The sequence below is a fragment of the Novosphingobium sp. CCH12-A3 genome (genome assembly GCF_001556015.1).
Lineage (GTDB): Bacteria > Pseudomonadota > Alphaproteobacteria > Sphingomonadales > Sphingomonadaceae > Novosphingobium > Novosphingobium subterraneum.
On the sequence record NZ_LSIA01000079.1, the window covers coordinates 1 to 16,227 of the forward strand.

At 63.9% G+C, this 16,227-nt stretch carries 15 protein-coding genes and 1 pseudogene; 1 reads left to right on the top strand and 15 read right to left on the bottom strand.

All coding sequences use genetic code 11. The features are described from left to right. Positions 1 to 37: 37 nt before the first annotated feature. A pseudogene (gene istA / locus AX703_RS05710) lies at positions 38 to 640 on the bottom strand (IS21 family transposase); the annotation flags it as partial. Positions 641 to 805: 165 nt separating this feature from the next. Here istA and AX703_RS05715 point away from each other — a divergent pair. Then, positions 806 to 1,021 carry a hypothetical protein gene (locus AX703_RS05715; protein WP_156451928.1) on the top strand — a complete coding sequence of 72 codons (216 nt, stop codon included), beginning with the start codon at positions 806 to 808 and terminating at the stop codon, positions 1,019 to 1,021. Here AX703_RS05715 and AX703_RS05720 read toward each other — a convergent pair. The 14 genes from AX703_RS05720 to AX703_RS05785 form a co-directional block, all read right to left on the bottom strand. After that, positions 1,018 to 3,807, bottom strand: coding sequence for a conjugal transfer protein TraG N-terminal domain-containing protein (locus AX703_RS05720; RefSeq protein WP_062343214.1), 2,790 nt, complete (start codon positions 3,805 to 3,807; stop codon positions 1,018 to 1,020). The two genes, AX703_RS05715 and AX703_RS05720, sit on opposite strands and share 4 nt — an antisense overlap. Positions 3,808 to 3,822: 15 nt before the next feature. After that, positions 3,823 to 5,241, bottom strand: a complete 1,419-nt coding sequence (locus AX703_RS05725) for a conjugal transfer protein TraH (RefSeq protein WP_062343215.1) — start codon at positions 5,239 to 5,241, stop codon at positions 3,823 to 3,825. Next, positions 5,241 to 6,083, bottom strand: coding sequence for a conjugal transfer protein TraF (gene traF, locus AX703_RS05730; protein ID WP_062343216.1), 843 nt, complete (start codon positions 6,081 to 6,083; stop codon positions 5,241 to 5,243). Before traF ends, AX703_RS05725 begins: the two co-directional genes overlap by 1 nt. 20 nt (positions 6,084 to 6,103) lie before the next feature. Beyond that, positions 6,104 to 7,825 carry a conjugal transfer protein TraN gene (locus tag AX703_RS05735; protein WP_197423629.1) on the bottom strand — a complete coding sequence of 574 codons (1,722 nt, stop codon included), beginning with the start codon at positions 7,823 to 7,825 and terminating at the stop codon, positions 6,104 to 6,106. A gap of 62 nt (positions 7,826 to 7,887) precedes the next feature. Continuing rightward, positions 7,888 to 8,649, bottom strand: a complete 762-nt coding sequence (trbC, locus tag AX703_RS05740) for a type-F conjugative transfer system pilin assembly protein TrbC (protein ID WP_062343218.1) — start codon at positions 8,647 to 8,649, stop codon at positions 7,888 to 7,890. Further along, on the bottom strand, positions 8,646 to 9,656 hold the full coding sequence (gene traU, locus AX703_RS05745) for a conjugal transfer pilus assembly protein TraU (protein ID WP_062343219.1): 1,011 nt from the start codon (positions 9,654 to 9,656) through the stop codon (positions 8,646 to 8,648). Before traU ends, trbC begins: the two co-directional genes overlap by 4 nt. After that, a complete protein-coding gene (locus tag AX703_RS05750; protein WP_156451929.1) occupies positions 9,653 to 9,961 on the bottom strand; it encodes a hypothetical protein in 309 nt (102 codons plus the stop codon). Before AX703_RS05750 ends, traU begins: the two co-directional genes overlap by 4 nt. Next, a complete protein-coding gene (gene traW / locus AX703_RS05755) occupies positions 9,958 to 10,599 on the bottom strand; it encodes a type-F conjugative transfer system protein TraW (protein ID WP_062343221.1) in 642 nt (213 codons plus the stop codon). Before traW ends, AX703_RS05750 begins: the two co-directional genes overlap by 4 nt. Positions 10,600 to 10,649: 50 nt before the next feature. Next, positions 10,650 to 11,135, bottom strand: coding sequence for a S26 family signal peptidase (locus AX703_RS05760; protein WP_062343237.1), 486 nt, complete (start codon positions 11,133 to 11,135; stop codon positions 10,650 to 10,652). A gap of 62 nt (positions 11,136 to 11,197) precedes the next feature. After that, positions 11,198 to 11,761 (bottom strand): TrbI F-type domain-containing protein, encoded by a 564-nt coding sequence (locus AX703_RS05765; RefSeq protein WP_082734443.1) that lies wholly within the window; start codon positions 11,759 to 11,761, stop codon positions 11,198 to 11,200. Beyond that, positions 11,758 to 12,081: a hypothetical protein gene (locus AX703_RS27795; protein ID WP_062343222.1), complete on the bottom strand. Its 324-nt coding sequence runs from the start codon at positions 12,079 to 12,081 to the stop codon at positions 11,758 to 11,760. Before AX703_RS27795 ends, AX703_RS05765 begins: the two co-directional genes overlap by 4 nt. After that, positions 12,078 to 14,642 (bottom strand): type IV secretion system protein TraC, encoded by a 2,565-nt coding sequence (traC, locus tag AX703_RS05775; protein WP_062343223.1) that lies wholly within the window; start codon positions 14,640 to 14,642, stop codon positions 12,078 to 12,080. The genes AX703_RS27795 and traC overlap by 4 nt, the downstream gene beginning before the upstream one ends. Continuing rightward, positions 14,642 to 15,313 carry a hypothetical protein gene (locus AX703_RS05780; protein WP_156451931.1) on the bottom strand — a complete coding sequence of 224 codons (672 nt, stop codon included), beginning with the start codon at positions 15,311 to 15,313 and terminating at the stop codon, positions 14,642 to 14,644. Before AX703_RS05780 ends, traC begins: the two co-directional genes overlap by 1 nt. Beyond that, the gene (locus AX703_RS05785) at positions 15,310 to 16,218 is read right to left on the bottom strand and encodes a DsbC family protein (protein WP_062343225.1); all 909 of its coding nucleotides are present in this window, start codon (positions 16,216 to 16,218) and stop codon (positions 15,310 to 15,312) included. The genes AX703_RS05780 and AX703_RS05785 overlap by 4 nt, the downstream gene beginning before the upstream one ends. Positions 16,219 to 16,227 lie beyond the last annotated feature (9 nt).

Consider the following 16,227-nt stretch of genomic DNA (forward strand, 5'->3'; position numbering starts at 1 on the left):
CCAACTGTACCGATCAGAATCATCTTGCGGCGGGAGGCGTCCATAGATTGTCGAAGATTCCACGGCGCGGTACCCCGCCCAGGACCCGGAACGCCTGCGTCAGCGCATCAAACAGCATCTCATGGGTCTGGAGCAGGTAGGCCCTGACGATGAAGGCGCGGCTGTGCGAGAGCTTGCTGTGCGCGACCTGCAGCTTGGTCCTCTCCCCGGCGATGATCGCCCAGTCCTCGCTCCAGTCGAACTGGAAGGCCTCTCCCGGCATGAACACCAACGGCACAAAGGTGCCCCGGCCACTGGTCTGCGCATCGCGCTGGCGGTCGGCCTTCCACTCCCGGGCAAAGGCGGCGACCCGATTGTACGAACCAGCATAGCCGAGCGTCACCAGATCGGCGTGCATCTGCTTGACCGTGCGGCGCTGCTTGCGCGACCGGCCGGCCTCAATCCGCAGCCAACCTGACAGCGTCTCGGCAAACGGGTCCAGCTTGCTCGGCCGCTCGGGCACCTTGAACCGCGGCTCCACTGTGCCGACACGCAGGTACTTGCGGATCGTGTTGCGGGACAAGCCCGTGCGCCGCTCTATCTCCCGGATCGGCATCCCTTCGCGGAAATGCCAGCGGCGGATCACGCTCAATAACGCCATGTCGATCACTCCATGATCCCCCGACTGCCAGCCAGGGAAACGATCAAAACATGGGTCAAATCTCAGTGGAAATTACCGCCTCTCCCGGGTCACTTCTCAGTGGCAATCAAAACCCTCTCAACATTCTGAAACACATGGTATCTTTCCTGCGAAAGGAAGATGCCGATGCGCAAGCACGCGCCCATGTGGGAAGCCGAACTCGGCCTTGATGATGGCGAGAACGACATCGATGTGTATCTCCGCAAGTCCATGGATGACATGGATGAAAGCCATGAAGCCTCAGCGGGTTTGCAGCGCCCTAGTTGGCCCCAACTCCTGCTGTTTCTAGTCGGCGTCGCCATCTTCTTGGTCGTTGCCTCGGGCATCCCATTCCGCGGCTAATCCTGTCCGTCCCGGAACCAGGCTTTGTCCGTGCGGCGCGCATGGTCCACCTGAAGATCTTGCGCACCGCGGACGCCATCGGAGAATGAACCTTCCTGACGCACCTTGGCCCGGTCCAATTCCTCCGCCCCCTTCGTCAGTTCCTGCCGAACGCCAGTATCTTTCGAAGTGCCGACCGGATGCCCCACGTTTCGAGCATGATCGGACAAGCCACCGCTCAATTGCTCAGGTGACCATATTGGCGGAGCCGAAATCGGCTTCGAGCCCTCCGAAGGATCAACCAGTTGCCCTTCCACTCGCTCCAGATCAGAACGCACGTAGTCGTCGACGATCCTGCCAATGACGAGATCACGTGCTGCACGTTGCGCACTGGTGGGATTAGTATCGAGCAGCGAAGGTGCACCCAGCCCACGGTAGGGCCTACTCGTCTTCTCGTAGTAGCGACTGGCGACGTACTGCGACATGTCCTCACTCAGCTGATACCCGTGAGTTTCGCTGTATGAGGCAATCTGCTCGAGCCGCCTACCGACCTCGTCCAAATGGGCCGCCTGCTGCTCCAATGAACGCGCATGCTCAAAGTACCTTTCCGATGCAGAGCGGTTTTCTGAAAACACCTCGTTCCGACTGAAGGCACCTTCCCGCTTATATGTCCCATTGCTGCTCGCCACATCGCGGCCACCGGTATGCTCATCGCGATAATGTTCGCCCTGAGACTGCGATGACGAGTCGCTCCGCGCACGGTTGGTGCCTTGCTCAAAAGCAACACCGTCACGGGCGTTGATGCCATAGCCACCAGTCAGTGAACTCGGTCCCACAAAACCAGCGCCTGTGCGGCCACCGCGACCGCCAGCATTCAAACTTCCCGCAAGATTCCAGTTTGTGGCAGTGCCCGACGAGTAACTGTCTCGCGCCCCTTCGCTCGCAGACGTCGTATCGCTGATCGTCCGATTGCTGCCTGTTTGGTTGCCTTCTGACCGGGAGCGCCGATCGTACTCGGACCTCGAAGTCCCGGACTGATTGCCGCTAGAGCTTTCACTACCCGCGCCCGCCCGGCTTCCACTGGCCACGCTATGGCTCAACCGCTCACCCTGCCGCCAGTTCTCGGCGGCTGCCTCACGCAGCTGTTTCGCCCGGCTATGGTATTCCGAAGCCGACTTGCGCAGTTCGCCGACGAAACCTTCGCTGACCGTCGGCTTGAAGCCATAGGCGCTGATTCCGCGCGCGACATTCTCAACACGCGTACCATTAGCGGTCGATGAGCTTGTCGTGCCGTTGTCATTGACGAAGGTGTTGTAGCCAAAGCCCCCAGTGAAATTGGGCGCCTCATTCCACTGGTCCCGCTGCACGGTGTTGGCAGTCAGGTTCTGGTAGCTGAGATTGCCATAGGCGTAGTTGCCGGTTGTGCGCTCGGTGGCGGCCTGTTCGGCTGCATTCTGGGCCGGCGCCAGCATCGAGGTAGCGTTGCTCGCTATTGCCATCGCGCCCCGAGCCATGCCGGCCGCCAGGAAGGGCACCGACATCATCAGGAAACCCGCGATTGTTGCGGTATCGGCATTGACGGCATCGATCCCCTCCATCCCCGCCATGGTCAATCCTGTTGGCGCCGCGGCCTTCATCGCTGCAATCGTTCGATCCATCACGAACATGTGCAAAACGACGTAGAGCGGCCCCCAGGCTGCGAGGTAGAAGAAGCCGGTGAGATAGCCTCGCAACGCGAGTGGACCGGTCTGGGGCATAAGGAACAGCGGGAAGATCACCGGGAACATCGCGTAGAACACTACGGTGAGCACGATATTGAGCAGCGGCACCCAGGTCATCGCCTGCTGCGCAATCGAGGTGTAGGTATTGCGTGCTTGCGCGTCGGCCCGCAGCATCGCGAACGTATCGCCATCAGAAGCATCGAGATTGGCGCGGGCCTCGAGGAAGGCATCTACCAGCGAGCGCTGCTGGAAGATCGTGTTCGCGTTCTGCGCAGTGCCGTGGAACGCCTGGGACACTACCGGCAGGTCAGCGATCAGCTTGGTCCTCGCCGCACTGGTAGCAAGGTTCGGGAACGCTGCTGGCGCAAGGCGCGTCAGTTCATTGTCTGTCGCCCCCGGGATATCGACATTGCGCAATGCGGTGTAGGCGACCGCGCAGGTGCGGATTTCACTACCACCGCCATCTCTCGGTGTTTTCAGCCATTTCATCGCCCGCGCGGGCGATCCGGGTCCCATGTCCACGAGGATATTGGTCGAGCTGGCAAGCTGGTCCGTCGTCTTGAAGCCCAGCAGGATGTCATAGAACAGGCACTGCCGGAAATACTCCTCGACATTGGCACGCACGCGCGGGTCATGGAAAACAAAGCCGCGGGTGCGGTCGTAGAGCCGTGCGCCATAGAGCATGCCGTTGGTCGACAGGCGCAGTTGGCTTGGCATCACGAATACGGTTTCGGCGCGCCGCGTCAGCCAGTCGCCGATTTGGCTCGAGAACGAGGCAATCGCGGCAAGGCCTATTGGCACGTTGTCGACCGTGGCTGGCGCAAGGCTCGGGTTCACGCGATCGGTGACCTTCACACTCGTCGTGGGCACTATCATGCACAGGTAGATGAGCGTCGCCGAGACGAACCAGTTGAACCATGCCCGCCAGTTGAGCGTGAAAGCAACGACAAGCAGTACATAGCCCAAGCCCATCACCATCACCACCTGGATGAACGAGCGGAATCCCCCGCCCCCGCACCAGGCCGCGACCGCATTGAGCACGTTGACGATCGGCTCGCCGCCCCCGATCGTGAAGATCTCGAGCACGGTCCCGACCCTGCCCTACTGCAGTCCTTGCGCGGAGAGCCCACGCGAGAAACTGAGCGCCGCTGAGACCTGCGGCGACAGGTTGTTGCGCAATGTGCGCTCGAGGAACACCGTGCGGTCGAGCACAACCTGCATGCGGGTGAGCCGCGCGTTGAGGCCGTTGCTCTCGCTGTCCATCGCCAAAGAAACCGACCGCAACTGCTCGCGCCACTGGCCGAGCGTTTCGGCGTCCGCGTTGTGGAAGCTCGCCTGACCCTGGTTCACGAGGTTGTAAAACTGGCGCACCAGCGTCTCGAGCATGTCGACCCCGACGATTTCGGCGAGGTTGTCCATGTCCGACGGCGACATGCCGCCCAGCTGCGCCGCGGCATTGACCATGACGATCTTGTAGAGCGGGATACTGGTCGAGCCGAGCAGCCCGATTTCCTGGGGCGTCAGCGCGCTGTTCGAGCGCACCTTGGCGTTCATGCTCTCGATCAGTGTGCGAATACGGGGCTTGAGCGCCTGTGCCGAGCCGATCGTCAGCGTCCCCATCGTCGGGTTCAGGCACTTGTCGGCATCGTCGCAGCGCAGAACTTTGGCGCCGCTGCCACCGTCGAGCAGCGCGGTCAGAATCGCGCGATCACCCTGCCCCAAGTAGCGATAGGAGGGGTGCCCGGCATCGCTGTCAGCCCTCACGTAGATGACCGTGCCCACCAGCGTCATCAGGTACTCGCGAAAATCCTGGTCGAACGCCGGGTAGCTGCGTTTGAGCATGTCCCAGGTGTAGTTGTAGGACTGCGAGGGGATTGTCGGATCACTATTACCTGCAAGCGTCGAGGCCCGCGCGCCACCCTCGTTGCACTCGTGGCGCGACTTGGCCCAATCGGAAAAGACCCCCTGGCTGTTGCCGATGTACTTGCAGATCTCGGCCTCGCGGCCTGCCTGCTTGCCCCAGAGCCCCGCCACCAGGTTCTGCGCCATCTCGCACGAGTTCATGTTGAACTGATTGAGCTGCTGGACCTTCTGCGACAGGTCCTCGAGCGTCGAGGCGATCTGCGGGCTGATCGACTTGATCGCGAGCATGAAGGCAAAGCCTAGCGCATTGCTCGCGGTCGCCTTCAGAAGCGCAATCAACTCGTCCGAGTTGATGAAGGAAAAGCTCCCGCCGAACAGATCGATGCCACCGCAGCCCGCCTTGACGTTGGGGAGCTGGAGATTGACCGGGTTCACGTTCTCCTGCGGGAATCGCGTCCACAGGCTGCCACCGGTGTAATAGCCCGCCGACTGGCCTTGGTACGCCGATGGCCCGGTCACATTGGCCGCCCCGCCCATGTCGTTGAAGAAGCTGTTGAGCTCGGCGTTGACGCCCGCGCTGACAGGCGCTGCAAGGCCGAAGTTGAGCGCGAGGCACAGCATGAGCGTGCGCGCGAAGGTCTGGAGGCTCGTGCGCATCAATAGTCGCTCCCGGGTTCAACGCGGGTCAGCGTGAAGATCCGCTCGATCACCTCGTCGGCTGACATGATCCCGTAGCCGATCGGCACCGGACGCCGTGTAGCCGTGTCAAACAGCACGAGTGCGGGGACCTGGTTCCCGGAGAGGCCCATCTTCTCGTACTGGCCTGTGTTGACGACGAAGGTCGGGAACGCGCCCGAACGGCCGCCGTCCATCGAGACTGGCAGCACGGAGAGATCGTACTGATCCGACAGGCTCTTGAGGATTGGCGCGAAGACGTCGCAAGCGCCACAGGTCGAGGCGTAGAAATAGTAGACCCCGTAACGCTTGGCGAGTGCAGCCATCGTCGCAGTGCGATCGGCCTTGCGTGTCGCCAGCCATTCGCGCTTGCCAAGCGTGCCCACGGGGCGCTGCAGGGTGTAATCAAGCGCAGGGTTCTGCCAGACCGCGCGGCTCCAGACATCAGCGAAGAGCGAGGCCCGGTTCATCTGTTCGCGCTGGAATGCAGCATAAGCGCTGACATTGGCGGTGGTCGGCTCGAGGATCGCGCGCGCCTTCAGTTCATCGAGCTGGCGTCCGATCGCGGCCAGCCTTTCCGCCGCCTGCTGTTCGGTCGTCGTGGGCGACGCAGGATTGTCGGGCGCGGGCGGCGGATCGCAGTAGAACCAGGTGCCGAGCTTGCGCTCCTCGCAGTAGAAGACATCACCTGCTGGCATGGGGCCGGCGACTGGCTCGGGCAGACCGACGGGATCGAGCGCGGGAGTCTTTGCAGCGCTCAGGTCTGCCGCGATGCCGAAAGCGAGCCCGGCAAGGATCGCGATACCGATACGCCATCTGGACATGGGAGATCCTCTTCGCCGGTTCATGGGCCGCTCGAAGCATGCAGCTGATAATAGTCGCGGATCTTCGTCTGGATCGCAGCGCTTGCCGCCACTTCATCAGGCAACCTCACGGCGTCAGTGAAGTCGGCATAGACCTCGCGGAAATCCATTTTGCCGAGATCGAGCCGCTGGAACTCCTCGACGGTGAACCCGCGACATTCGGGATGCTTGGCGCTTCCCCAGCCCAAGCCCAACTGCGCGCGGCCCTGCTCCTGCATGATGCGCGACAGCTTGCTCGGGAAACAGCAGTAGCTCTTGCGCTTGGCAGTGCAGACAAACAGCACCTTTTGGGAGCAATAGGTGCCGATATAGTGGCACAGGCCGATACGGTCCTTGATGTCGAGTTGTTTCTCTTCAGAGGAACACAGGAACTGGGTCAGGAATGGGGTTGCCAGCGCCGCGATTGCGGCGGGTCCGCCCGCGAGTGCCGCACCGCCAGCAGCCGCAGAGAGCAGGCCCGAGCTCTTTCCGGCACAGCAGTTGACGAGGCCGAAGAGCGGACGATGGCACCCCGTCGCCTCGCCCTTGAACAGCGAGAGGTCGCCTTCGTCAAACTGGTCACGCACATCGCCCATGGCATGGGTCGCCACGAGCGCGTCCTGGAATTCGGTCGAGGCCTCGCGCACGATCCTGGTGCATTCGCCGTGAAGGCAGTACAGGTCCGATCCGCACAGCGAAGCGGGCGGACCACTGTTCTGAGATGGAATCGTGCAACGATAGACCTCGTCCCGAACCTTGCATGGGCCATCGGCAGGATCATCAAGGCATTCCGCGTGATCGAATGTGCATGAAGGATTGGCCTTGAGTCCTGCGCAGTCGTTGGCCTGGGTTACGCCCGAACAGGTAAAATCGCGTCGCCATTTCCAGCAGGCTTGTGTCCAGCTGACACCGTCGATCGAGCGTGTAGCAGGGTCGCTGTCGGTGCAGGTCTGCGCATCGAGCGTGCAGCTCGCGCCCGCTGTCACGGCCGCGCACGCAGTCTCGTCCAGGACCAGAGCGGGTTCAGTGACAACGCGAGGTTCGGGCACCGGGACAGCAGGAACAGCCGCACTGCACTCGAGCGTCCTGATCAGCGCCAGCACGGGTCGCGAGCAAATCTCGCCGTCGTCCTTGAAACATACCTGCTCGCGCTTCTGCCCGGTGAGGTGGCACGTGCCTGCGGTAATCGCCGACGCAAACACGCCGCAGGTATCGCCGGGGCTAAGCTCACATTCGTAATCGTAGATCGACCGGCTTGCCTCACGGACCACCATCGCAGCATTGCAGCTTCTGGCTTCTTGCGTGAGCTTTGCCCCATCGTTGCAGCTTTCGAAATATGTGACACTGCTCTCGTTGCTTGCCGGGAGGGGCTGACACTTGCCCTTCGAGCCTTCGACACCTTCCCCTGCTCCGAGGAAGTCGTCCGGCGCAGCCGCAACCTGCTGAGCCCTCGTCAGATCGACAGATTGGGGATCGATCTGCGGGCGGCGTCGATCAAGCACCACTCTTGCTGCAGTGGACCCGCCCACCGCCGCTGCACCTTCGCTCGAGAGCGCTTGCGTGTCATCGACAAGCCGCCCGGTTGCAAAGTCGCTGCCTGCATAGCCGGGCACAGCGATGGGCGCGGCCGTATCGGTCACGTTGGCGCCGGCTGTCGCCTGGATCTGTCTCCCAAGCGCCTCGCCTTGCTGCGCGGCAGATTGTGCGTAAGCACTGTGTCGCACAGGACTACTCAGAACGCCGGCTGCCAGCATCGCAAGGCCAAGGAACGGTAGGCTGCGCCGCGTCATTGAGGTCCACCCAGGTGGGCCAGACCTGCACGGGCGACGGGAGCGCCCGCTCCACCTGCATCGGCGATCGCACCGAGTGCATAGCGCGTGGTCACATTCCCGGCGATCCGGTCGTAGGGCGGCACCTCCGAGACACAGGTGAGACTGTCGCACGGGACGTAATCGCTGGTAGTCGCGATCCAGGTCGGCACGGCTTGTACCGCAAAGACGCGGAAGAGGCGCGGATCGATCAGGACACTCGCCGCCTGCTCGCGCGTCACCAGCTTTTGCATGGCGAGGGCAAAACGCGTCGGATTCCCTGCCGGAAATCCGCGAAACACCACTACCCCGCCGGCGGCGGTCACATCACCAATCAGACGCCGCAGGGACGCTTCGGGCATCGACAGGCTGGCGAAAGCCACCAGCATTGGCCCGCTGCGCGGAGGCGTCAGCGTTTCGCGTGCGCCGGCGATCATCGCATCGAGGTCGACCGGCCCCGCTGCGCCAGTCGCACCGGCATCGGTGGCTTGGGGGCCCCGGCGCAACGCTGCCTCCCCGCCCGCAGCCACCTCGGCGGCATCCTGACGCGCAGTTTCTGCCCGCGCCAGCGCAGCAGCAACCAGGTCTTCGGCCTCGTTCTGCTGCGCCTGTGTACGCGCGCTGATCGCATCAAGGTTCACCGGATCAGCCTTCTGGCCAAGCGCGACGCCAACGCCGCCGAGCACCGTGAGCAACAGGGCGAGCAGCGTCAGGCGCCGGGTGCGACTGCGGGTCCTCATAGCACGCAACAGTTGCGCTTGCGCCAGACGAGGAAGCCCACGTCCTCGCCGATGACCGGATAGACCCGGCCGGAATGCGGCAGGATCGTGCTCGCTCCGATCGGGGAACAGGCCTCACGCCCCGAAACCATGGGCGCCGGATTGACCATCTGCAGCCGGTATTGCTGCTTCTTGAGGATCGGCATCAGGTACTTGGCACACAGCCCCTTCGAGCCCATCGTGCCCCAGGCGAGGCCCTCGCGATGCACCTTGTAGAGCATATGCTCGGCGGCGAGGCGCGAGGACTGCTCCATCCCGACATTGGCGCCGATATTGCCGTTCATCGGGTACATCGGCCCATTGCAGCCCGAGCACCAGAACAGCTTGTCGAGCGGCAGATGGGTGGTTGCAGCGACGCAATCGGCCGCACAGGCGGCTTGCGCCGGGACGCTGGTGAACAGGGCCGCCTCGGGATTGAGGATCGTCGTCAGGGCATCGTCCTGCCAGGTCGGGTCGAGCTCGGTCACATAGGCGATGTCGAAGCTCGATTTCTCGAAGCACAGGAAATCGGTGAGGATCTCGAGCCAGTAGAGCAGCGGATAGACGTAGTAGTGGACGTGGTACTTGGCGGTGTTCTGCCCGCGCCCGCCGATCTGCGAACCCTGGCTCACATAGCCGTTGCCGACATTGAACCCCGGATTGAGCTTGATCCCGCCTAGGTTCGGAAAGCAGAACGGCTTGGTCGTGACATCGATCAGGCGGACGGGCTCCCAGAACCCCAAGGCAACGCCGACCCGCGGAATCGGCGAACCGCAGGCACAGAGCGGAAAGCCGGGATTCTGGGTATCGGCGCGGTTCGACCCCCAGATCTTTATCGAACCCACCGAGAGCGGAAACAGGCAGCCCCAGCAAACGTCGGTTACCGGGTTGACGAAACTGCCCGTGCAACGCGAGGGCGCCTGCGCCTCGGCGGGTGTGCCGAGCACCAGCGCCAGCACTGTCAGCACGAGGCGAACCACACGGCTCATTCCGTTTCCCCAGTGCTGGAAACATCATCGTTGCGGTTGAGGCGGTCGAGCCAGGCGGCATCGGCCTTGTGCTTGGCGATGAGCCAGAACGGCATGAGCACGACAATGTAGGCGATCAGTCCTGCGGCGATGCCTGCAGCGAGGATACCAAGGACAACCACAAGGTCGTCCCAGAACAGCGTGACCGCGCCCAGCAGGGTGAGCGCTGCGAGCAAGGACAGGCGTGCCCCGCGCAAGGCTCGCGCCTCCGGCGCCGCAAGTGGTGCAGGAAGCCAATCCGTCAGCCGCCGACGCATCCCAGTCATGTCCGATCACCGTCTTTGTGCGCTTCGGGAGGCAGCGCTACTTCGTCGACCTGCAGGGCTTTGCCCCGCTGGCGGACGAGCACCGGGGTATGAGCGATGCCAAAGCGCGCAGTGAGTGTCCCGCCTTGGTCGAACCACACGCGGCGCTTGAGCGCGCGCATGCGCGCAAAGGGAGAGCCGGCGACCAGAATGATCGAGACATGCGCATCGTCGCCCTGCGCCTGCGCCCAGGCGACCTGGCTATCGCTGGTACCATCAACGAAAAGCAGCATGCGCGGCAGCGTAACGAGATCAAGCGGATTGATCCGCGTGCCCCGCGCCGCAATCAGCACGCCCTTGGCATCGCGGATATCTGCAGACAGCGTCATCGCCGGATCATAGGTCCAGCTGCGGCTTTTTGTTGCAGGGCTCAGCCCCCCGACGGGAGTCGGGTTCATCACGCGTGCTTCGGCGCGCGCAGCAAAGGCGCGGTTCAACTGGTCGAGTTGGCCCGAACCTTGCGCAGCTTTGAGCCGCGCTGCGATCATCGAAAGCAGATCGGGTTCGATCACCGGCCAGGTCTCGCCGAAGCGGCCCAGATCGTGGCCCTGGCTCTGTGACGGCGAGACACTGGCGGGGTTCGCAGCCCCGGTCAGCATTGCAAGAACTGCTATAAAGCCAATGCTGGCCCCACGCTGGACGAGGCCCGTCACAGGATTGCCTCCGCGCGGCCAATCAGGCGGTCACGGCAGACAAAGCCGATCGCAGCATAGCGACTGTCGAAGCCATCCCTGTGCGGCGAGGCCGCAAAGACGCATCCCTGGGGCACAGTGCCCAGCGGTCCCGGCACCAGGGCTTCGCCCTGCCGCGTGCGGGGTTTGAGCCGCGCGATCGTGCGCCCGTTGACCCGCACTACTGATCCCGCGCGGTCCACCCGGTCGCCCGGCATGCCATAGGCGATCTTGACGAATGCGGGAGGCTGTTCCCCAAAATGCCGCCGAACCAGCGGATCGCGACCCGGTGCGAACGCGACATAGTCGCCTCGAGAAGGAAATCGTCCGCGCTCGACGAGGAAGGCCCAGTTCGGCAGCGACTGCGACGCGTTGATCAGCAGGACATGATGCGAGCACCAGTCGGAAAGCGCCCCTAGTACGATACAGCTCATGGCCAGCAATGCGCCGGATGCGATGCGCATGCGTGTCGACATGCGATCGCCCTTTGACACAGGTGCAGTCGAGGCGGGGCTGGAGAGGTCCGTCATTGCGGCGCACCCTCGTGCAGCAGGTAGTCGCGCATGCGGGCTTCAACGTCGCCCGCATCGCGGCGCTGACCGGTCGCATCACCAGGACCGGGCAATGAGGACGCAGGCTGCACCGCAGGCAGCGTGAGACGCACTTCACGGGCAATGTCGGCTGTGATGTCGGGGACACTGCCGCCGACCACCGCTTCACTCACCAGGATGATCTGTCCACCGCGCGCATGACGCGCAATTGTCGCATCAAGCACCTTCATGAACTGTGCGGTGCGCGGACCTATCTGGTCGGGCGAGGCATTCCCGCGCGCTTCGGCACGCACATAGTCGCCGACGAGGCTGGCAAGTTGCACCTTCGCCACGCGCGCTGGCGCGGCGCGCAAGTCGAGGATCGCCCGCGTCATCCACGCGCCCCAGCACAAGACGGCGATCAGCGCCGCTACCAACAGCAGCTGCCCCTGTGCGATGCTGCCACGGCATCGCTGGCCAGTCTTGCCGCTCACCACTGGTAGGAACTGCTCATCGGGAGGCGCGCCGAGCGAGCGCTCGCATTCGGGATCGTCGCTCATACCGCCCCCCTTCCCTGCTCCCACGCGCGCGCGATCGTCGCGCGGCGAAAGAATGCCGTCGCACCGAAGCCCCAGCTCCAGGTGAGGGCGAGCAGCACCGCAAAGCCGTGCTGCGCCTGCGCAGACGCGGTGTCGAACCGCATGGCGAGATTGCCCAACTGCGCCATCGTATCGCCGAGGCAAAAGTTGCCGAGCGCCAGCACCCCTGCTGCGATTGCGCCCACGGCCACGAGCGCATTGACCGCGAGCCATCCGGTGAGGCGCAAGCCATTGGCAAGGTAGCGCCCAACATCGGAGCGGGCTTGTACCGTCGCGCTCATCGTCCGCCCCCCGCCAGATTGACGTGTGCGGGCCGACTATCCTTGCCCGCAAACGCCACCGTCTCGATCGCGTCAGCCATCCCGCGGCCCTCGTGCAATGCCTGCTCAATCCGGGCGAAGGTCGCCGGGCTCGACGAATAGAGGGTCGCCGAAAACGGATCGAGCACGAGCCGGCATACGGATTGGGTGTCCGGACCGCGGATCAACAGGTCCGAGTACTCGGTGCCCTGGCGCTTGAGCGAGCGCAGCAGCGCGTCGGTGTGGTTGTCCATTTCGAAGCGGTCGGACTTGCGGAAATCCGCGATCGTCTCCGCCTTCTGCTGGAGCACGAGGAACCAGTCGGAGTTTTCAAGCGCTGCGCGCGAGCCATCGGACTTGTAATAGTCGTTAATCGACTGCGTCGCGGTGATCAGCGATGCACCATATTTGCGGCAGGTGCGCGAATAGGTCTCGATGAAATCCGCCATCGCCCCGCCTTTAAGCATCTGCCAGGCTTCATCGACGATCAGCGCCTTGGGGATGGCGCGGTCGAGCTTGCGCATCGTTTGCGAAGCAACGAACATGATCGAGGTCAGCACAACGCTGCGCAGTTCCTCGCGCGAGGAAAGATCCGAAAGCTCGAACACGGTGAGGTCGGCTGATAGGTCGAGCGCGGCCTCGCCCATAAAGAAGCGCCCAAACGTTCCGCTCGACGCAAAGGGGAGCAGCGCGGTTGCCAAATCCTCGGCGAAAAGATTGCCTGTCCCACGCAAGGCGTCGATCACCGCATCGATCGTGCCCTCGCCGCCTAGCCTCTCCCAGGCATGGTTGACGGCGGCGTCGATCAGGCCACGCTCGGTATCGTTGAGCCGCGTCTCGAACCGCGCCATCTGCGCCACGATGGCCTTCAGCATTGCAAGACAATCAACGCGGTAGTCTTCGTTGCTGGCAGCAAGTTCTGCATCGATCATCCGGAACGGATTGAGCGAAATCCCCGAGGACAGGCGGAACTCGCTGAAGGTTCCGCCCAAGGCCTTGGCCATGTGCTCGAACGAGCGGCCATCGTCGATGACGATGGTGCGCGCGCCGACGCCAGCGAGGCTTGCGGTCAGGTCCTGGAGCAGCACTGACTTTCCCGAGCCGGACTTGCCCGCGATCGCGACATTGTGGTTGCCTGCCGCATTCTGGAACGGCGACCAGAACTGAGGCTGGCCGCGTCGCCCGACGAAGAGCAGGTGCGGGATCGTGCCCCCTACATATTCACCCTGCAGCGGCGCCATCGAGGCCACATTGGCAGAGAGCACCGTGCGCAACCGCTTCATCCGGCCAAGGTCTGCGGCAAGCCCATCGGCGAGCAGCAACGGGAACGAGGCAAGCAGTCCCATGACCTGGAGATAGGTCTCGTCGATCAGGTCCCAGCCTGCTGCCTTGTAGATCGCCTTCAAGGTGCGCTGGTTGACCTCGCCGCGCCCTGCCGGAGAAATCATCGTCACGGCATAATAGACCCGCGTCAGCTTCTGGCCGTGGCGTACTTCCTCCTGGACATGCTCCCATTCGCGCGACTGGCGCTTCAAGGTCGGCACGAGGCGCGCGGCCTTGCCGTCAGCAAGCTGGGTCGTGCGCGCAAACTTGAATCCGGCGCGCGTTTCCGAAGTCTCGGTTGCCGGAATCACCCCGCAGATTGTCTGGAGCACCGGGCACGGCAGGCAGAGCTTGGGATTGAACACATCGCCGATGATCTTCTGCGTGTCCCACGGCGCCCAGCGCTCCGGGAAATGGCGCACCGCCATCGTGCGCACATCGAAGGTGTCGGGGCTGTATTCGGCGAACTCTGGAACATCGCCGACGGTTGCGCCAGTCGGGCGCAACGACGGCGCATGAAGCACGATGCGCTCGGGCTCGACACGCGTGACGAGGTCACGGCGCACGCATTGCTCGTTGATCGAATCGAGCGTGCTATAAAGCGCGGCATCGTCGCCCGCCCCGGTCGAGGGACACAGCACATCGTCGATGAACCGGATCAGATCGAGCGGATCGAGCACCCGGCTTGGAACCGCGATCGAGTCGAAGGCCGCGACGATGCCCTCGCGCATGGTTACGAGATCCTCAACCGACAGCCCCGCACCATCGGGCGCGCCGACGCTCATCAGCACGCGGAACTGGCGCAGGCAGAAGGGGCCGTCGCTGGCAAGCGAGGTCCAGGCGCCGGTGCGCAGGAGATCGAGCCGATAGCGCGCGAGGCGTTCGAACACGGCACCTGCGCGCACACGTGGCAGGACCCATTCCTGGATCTTCTCCGCGACGCGCGGACTCGCGTAGTTGACGATCTGGAACTGCGCGCCCGGCAGAAGCACGTCGGCGAAGACGGTCTCGACGATGTCGGCGACGCGTTCGTCAGCGCCGATCAGCGGGGCAAGCTCCAGTACAAAGCCTTTCGAGCGGGTCTGGTAGAACAGCGCCTGCTGCGCGCTGTACGAGCGATAGCCGAGCAGGCTCGCCAACATCGGCACCTCGCGGGATGCCGGGATCGGCTCGGGTCGCCCCGCATCGCCGGTCACCAGTTCGATGAGGCGCGCGAGCATCACGGGACCTGCACCGTGGCGACAGGCAAATCGGGCGCCTTGCGCGCAGGCGCCAGAACAGCCGCGACTTCGGCCTTGATCGCCTCGACTGGCGACTCGGGCTGGATCGCGGATCTGCTGCCAGCGGCGGCATGCGACGGGATTGCAGGAGGCACTGCGGGCGTTAGCGAGGCAGCCCCATCGAGCGTCAGTTCGGGCGCGTCTGCGGCCAAGCCTAGCAGGTCACGGGTGCTGCTCGCCAGCGCTGCGCCGTCGCGCTCGGCCAAGGTCGGCATGATTGCGGATTCGGATAGTGCCACTTGCACCGCGGCGGCTTCATGCAGCCGGCCATAGCGATCGACATGCGCCGGAAAGACGATGCGAAGCACGCGCGACGTCTGCGGTCGTGGCGCCGGTTGAACCCCCGCCGTTCGCCGTACCTTCGACGCGGTCCCAGCTGGCACTTCGGCGGACGCCCTGCCTCCAGGACCCCTATCGATCATACCGCCGCGGATCATCGTCGTGTCCTCGCTGGCAATTGCCTGAAGCGCGGCGTCGTCGATGATGCTTGAGGGCGCACAGCTGCCCTGCGGTGCCTGGCAGGCAAAGCTGCCCTTGACGTTGTCACGCAGCATCGCGCAGCTCGACAACAGTACCATCGCGATTGCGAAGGCGACCGACCGCACACTCATGACGCTTTGCCTCCCGCACGGCCCGCCGCCACCCAGGCCTCAAGCACTTCCCGCGGGCGGTAGCCATGGAGCACCGCTCCATCCTCACGCACGATCACCGGGGTTCCGTCGAAGCCGTGCGCCCGCGCAAAGCGCTCGTTGGCATCGAGTCCGCTCGTGTCGCAGACGCGAGCTGGCAGGTCCGCGCCATCGTAGGCCTGCTCGAGCGCACGTTGGGGGTCGGCCGCGCAGATCACCGCGTTCGAGACCATGCGCGTGCCGAGCAGCGAGATCGGACGCTCGATCACACGCACATCCATCGCCTTCAACTGCTGGTGCAGCAGCTTGCAGTACCCGCAGTGAAAATCGCTGAACACGGTGATGCGGCTAGGGCCCCTGCCCCAGGCGATCGCCCCTGATTCCGGAAGGCCCGCCAGCGACACCGAGGTGGTGGGCGCCATTGGGGCCGCCTGCGCTACTGGCTGCTTCGCCCCCGCGCCGCCGGGTGACGCGGTCGCATAGGCAGCGTCAGCCCCCTCGCCCATATCCGATCCAGCCTCCTCGTCGCGTGCGGCCATCGCCCCGGTGCCCGCGAGCATATCGGGATTGATCTGGAGCAGCCGCGCCGCCGTCAGGTCCTGACGGGTCTCCATGTCGTAGACACGTCCGACCACCAGGTAGCGCCCGCTGCGGTCGGTGTAGAAGAGATTGGCGCCAGCTTGCACCTCGCACAATCCGGCGACCACGCCGCAGTCGATCCTGGTCGCCTTGGTGCGCGGCAGGCGCTTTGCGAGCGCACGCGCCAGGCTAGCTTCCGCGCGTGCATCGACGCCATCACCCGCCGCCAGTGCGCCATTTGCCGTCAACGTGCCCGCGCCAATCAGGCCCAGTGCAGTGATCCCGATGATTGCGAACCGTTGTCGCATGGTCGCATA

Bases quoted from the DNA above. Each gene is read 5' to 3' on its own strand.
- traF (WP_062343216.1), bottom strand. From the start codon at position 6,083: ATGTCCAGATGGCGTATCGGTATCGCGATCCTTGCCGGGCTCGCTTTC.
- AX703_RS05725 (WP_062343215.1), bottom strand. From the start codon at position 5,241: ATGCGCACGAGCCTCCAGACCTTCGCGCGCACGCTCATGCTGTGCCTC.
- traU (WP_062343219.1), bottom strand. From the start codon at position 9,656: ATGAGCCGTGTGGTTCGCCTCGTGCTGACAGTGCTGGCGCTGGTGCTC.
- trbC (WP_062343218.1), bottom strand. From the start codon at position 8,649: ATGAGGACCCGCAGTCGCACCCGGCGCCTGACGCTGCTCGCCCTGTTG.
- AX703_RS05780 (WP_156451931.1), bottom strand. From the start codon at position 15,313: ATGAGTGTGCGGTCGGTCGCCTTCGCAATCGCGATGGTACTGTTGTCG.
- traC (WP_062343223.1), bottom strand. From the start codon at position 14,642: ATGCTCGCGCGCCTCATCGAACTGGTGACCGGCGATGCGGGGCGACCC.
- AX703_RS05760 (WP_062343237.1), bottom strand. From the start codon at position 11,135: ATGCGCATCGCATCCGGCGCATTGCTGGCCATGAGCTGTATCGTACTA.
- AX703_RS05765 (WP_082734443.1), bottom strand. From the start codon at position 11,761: ATGAGCGACGATCCCGAATGCGAGCGCTCGCTCGGCGCGCCTCCCGAT.
- AX703_RS05715 (WP_156451928.1), top strand. From the start codon at position 806: ATGCGCAAGCACGCGCCCATGTGGGAAGCCGAACTCGGCCTTGATGAT.
- AX703_RS05785 (WP_062343225.1), bottom strand. From the start codon at position 16,218: ATGCGACAACGGTTCGCAATCATCGGGATCACTGCACTGGGCCTGATT.
- traW (WP_062343221.1), bottom strand. From the start codon at position 10,599: ATGCTGACCGGGGCTGCGAACCCCGCCAGTGTCTCGCCGTCACAGAGC.
- AX703_RS27795 (WP_062343222.1), bottom strand. From the start codon at position 12,081: ATGAGCGCGACGGTACAAGCCCGCTCCGATGTTGGGCGCTACCTTGCC.
- AX703_RS05750 (WP_156451929.1), bottom strand. From the start codon at position 9,961: ATGACTGGGATGCGTCGGCGGCTGACGGATTGGCTTCCTGCACCACTT.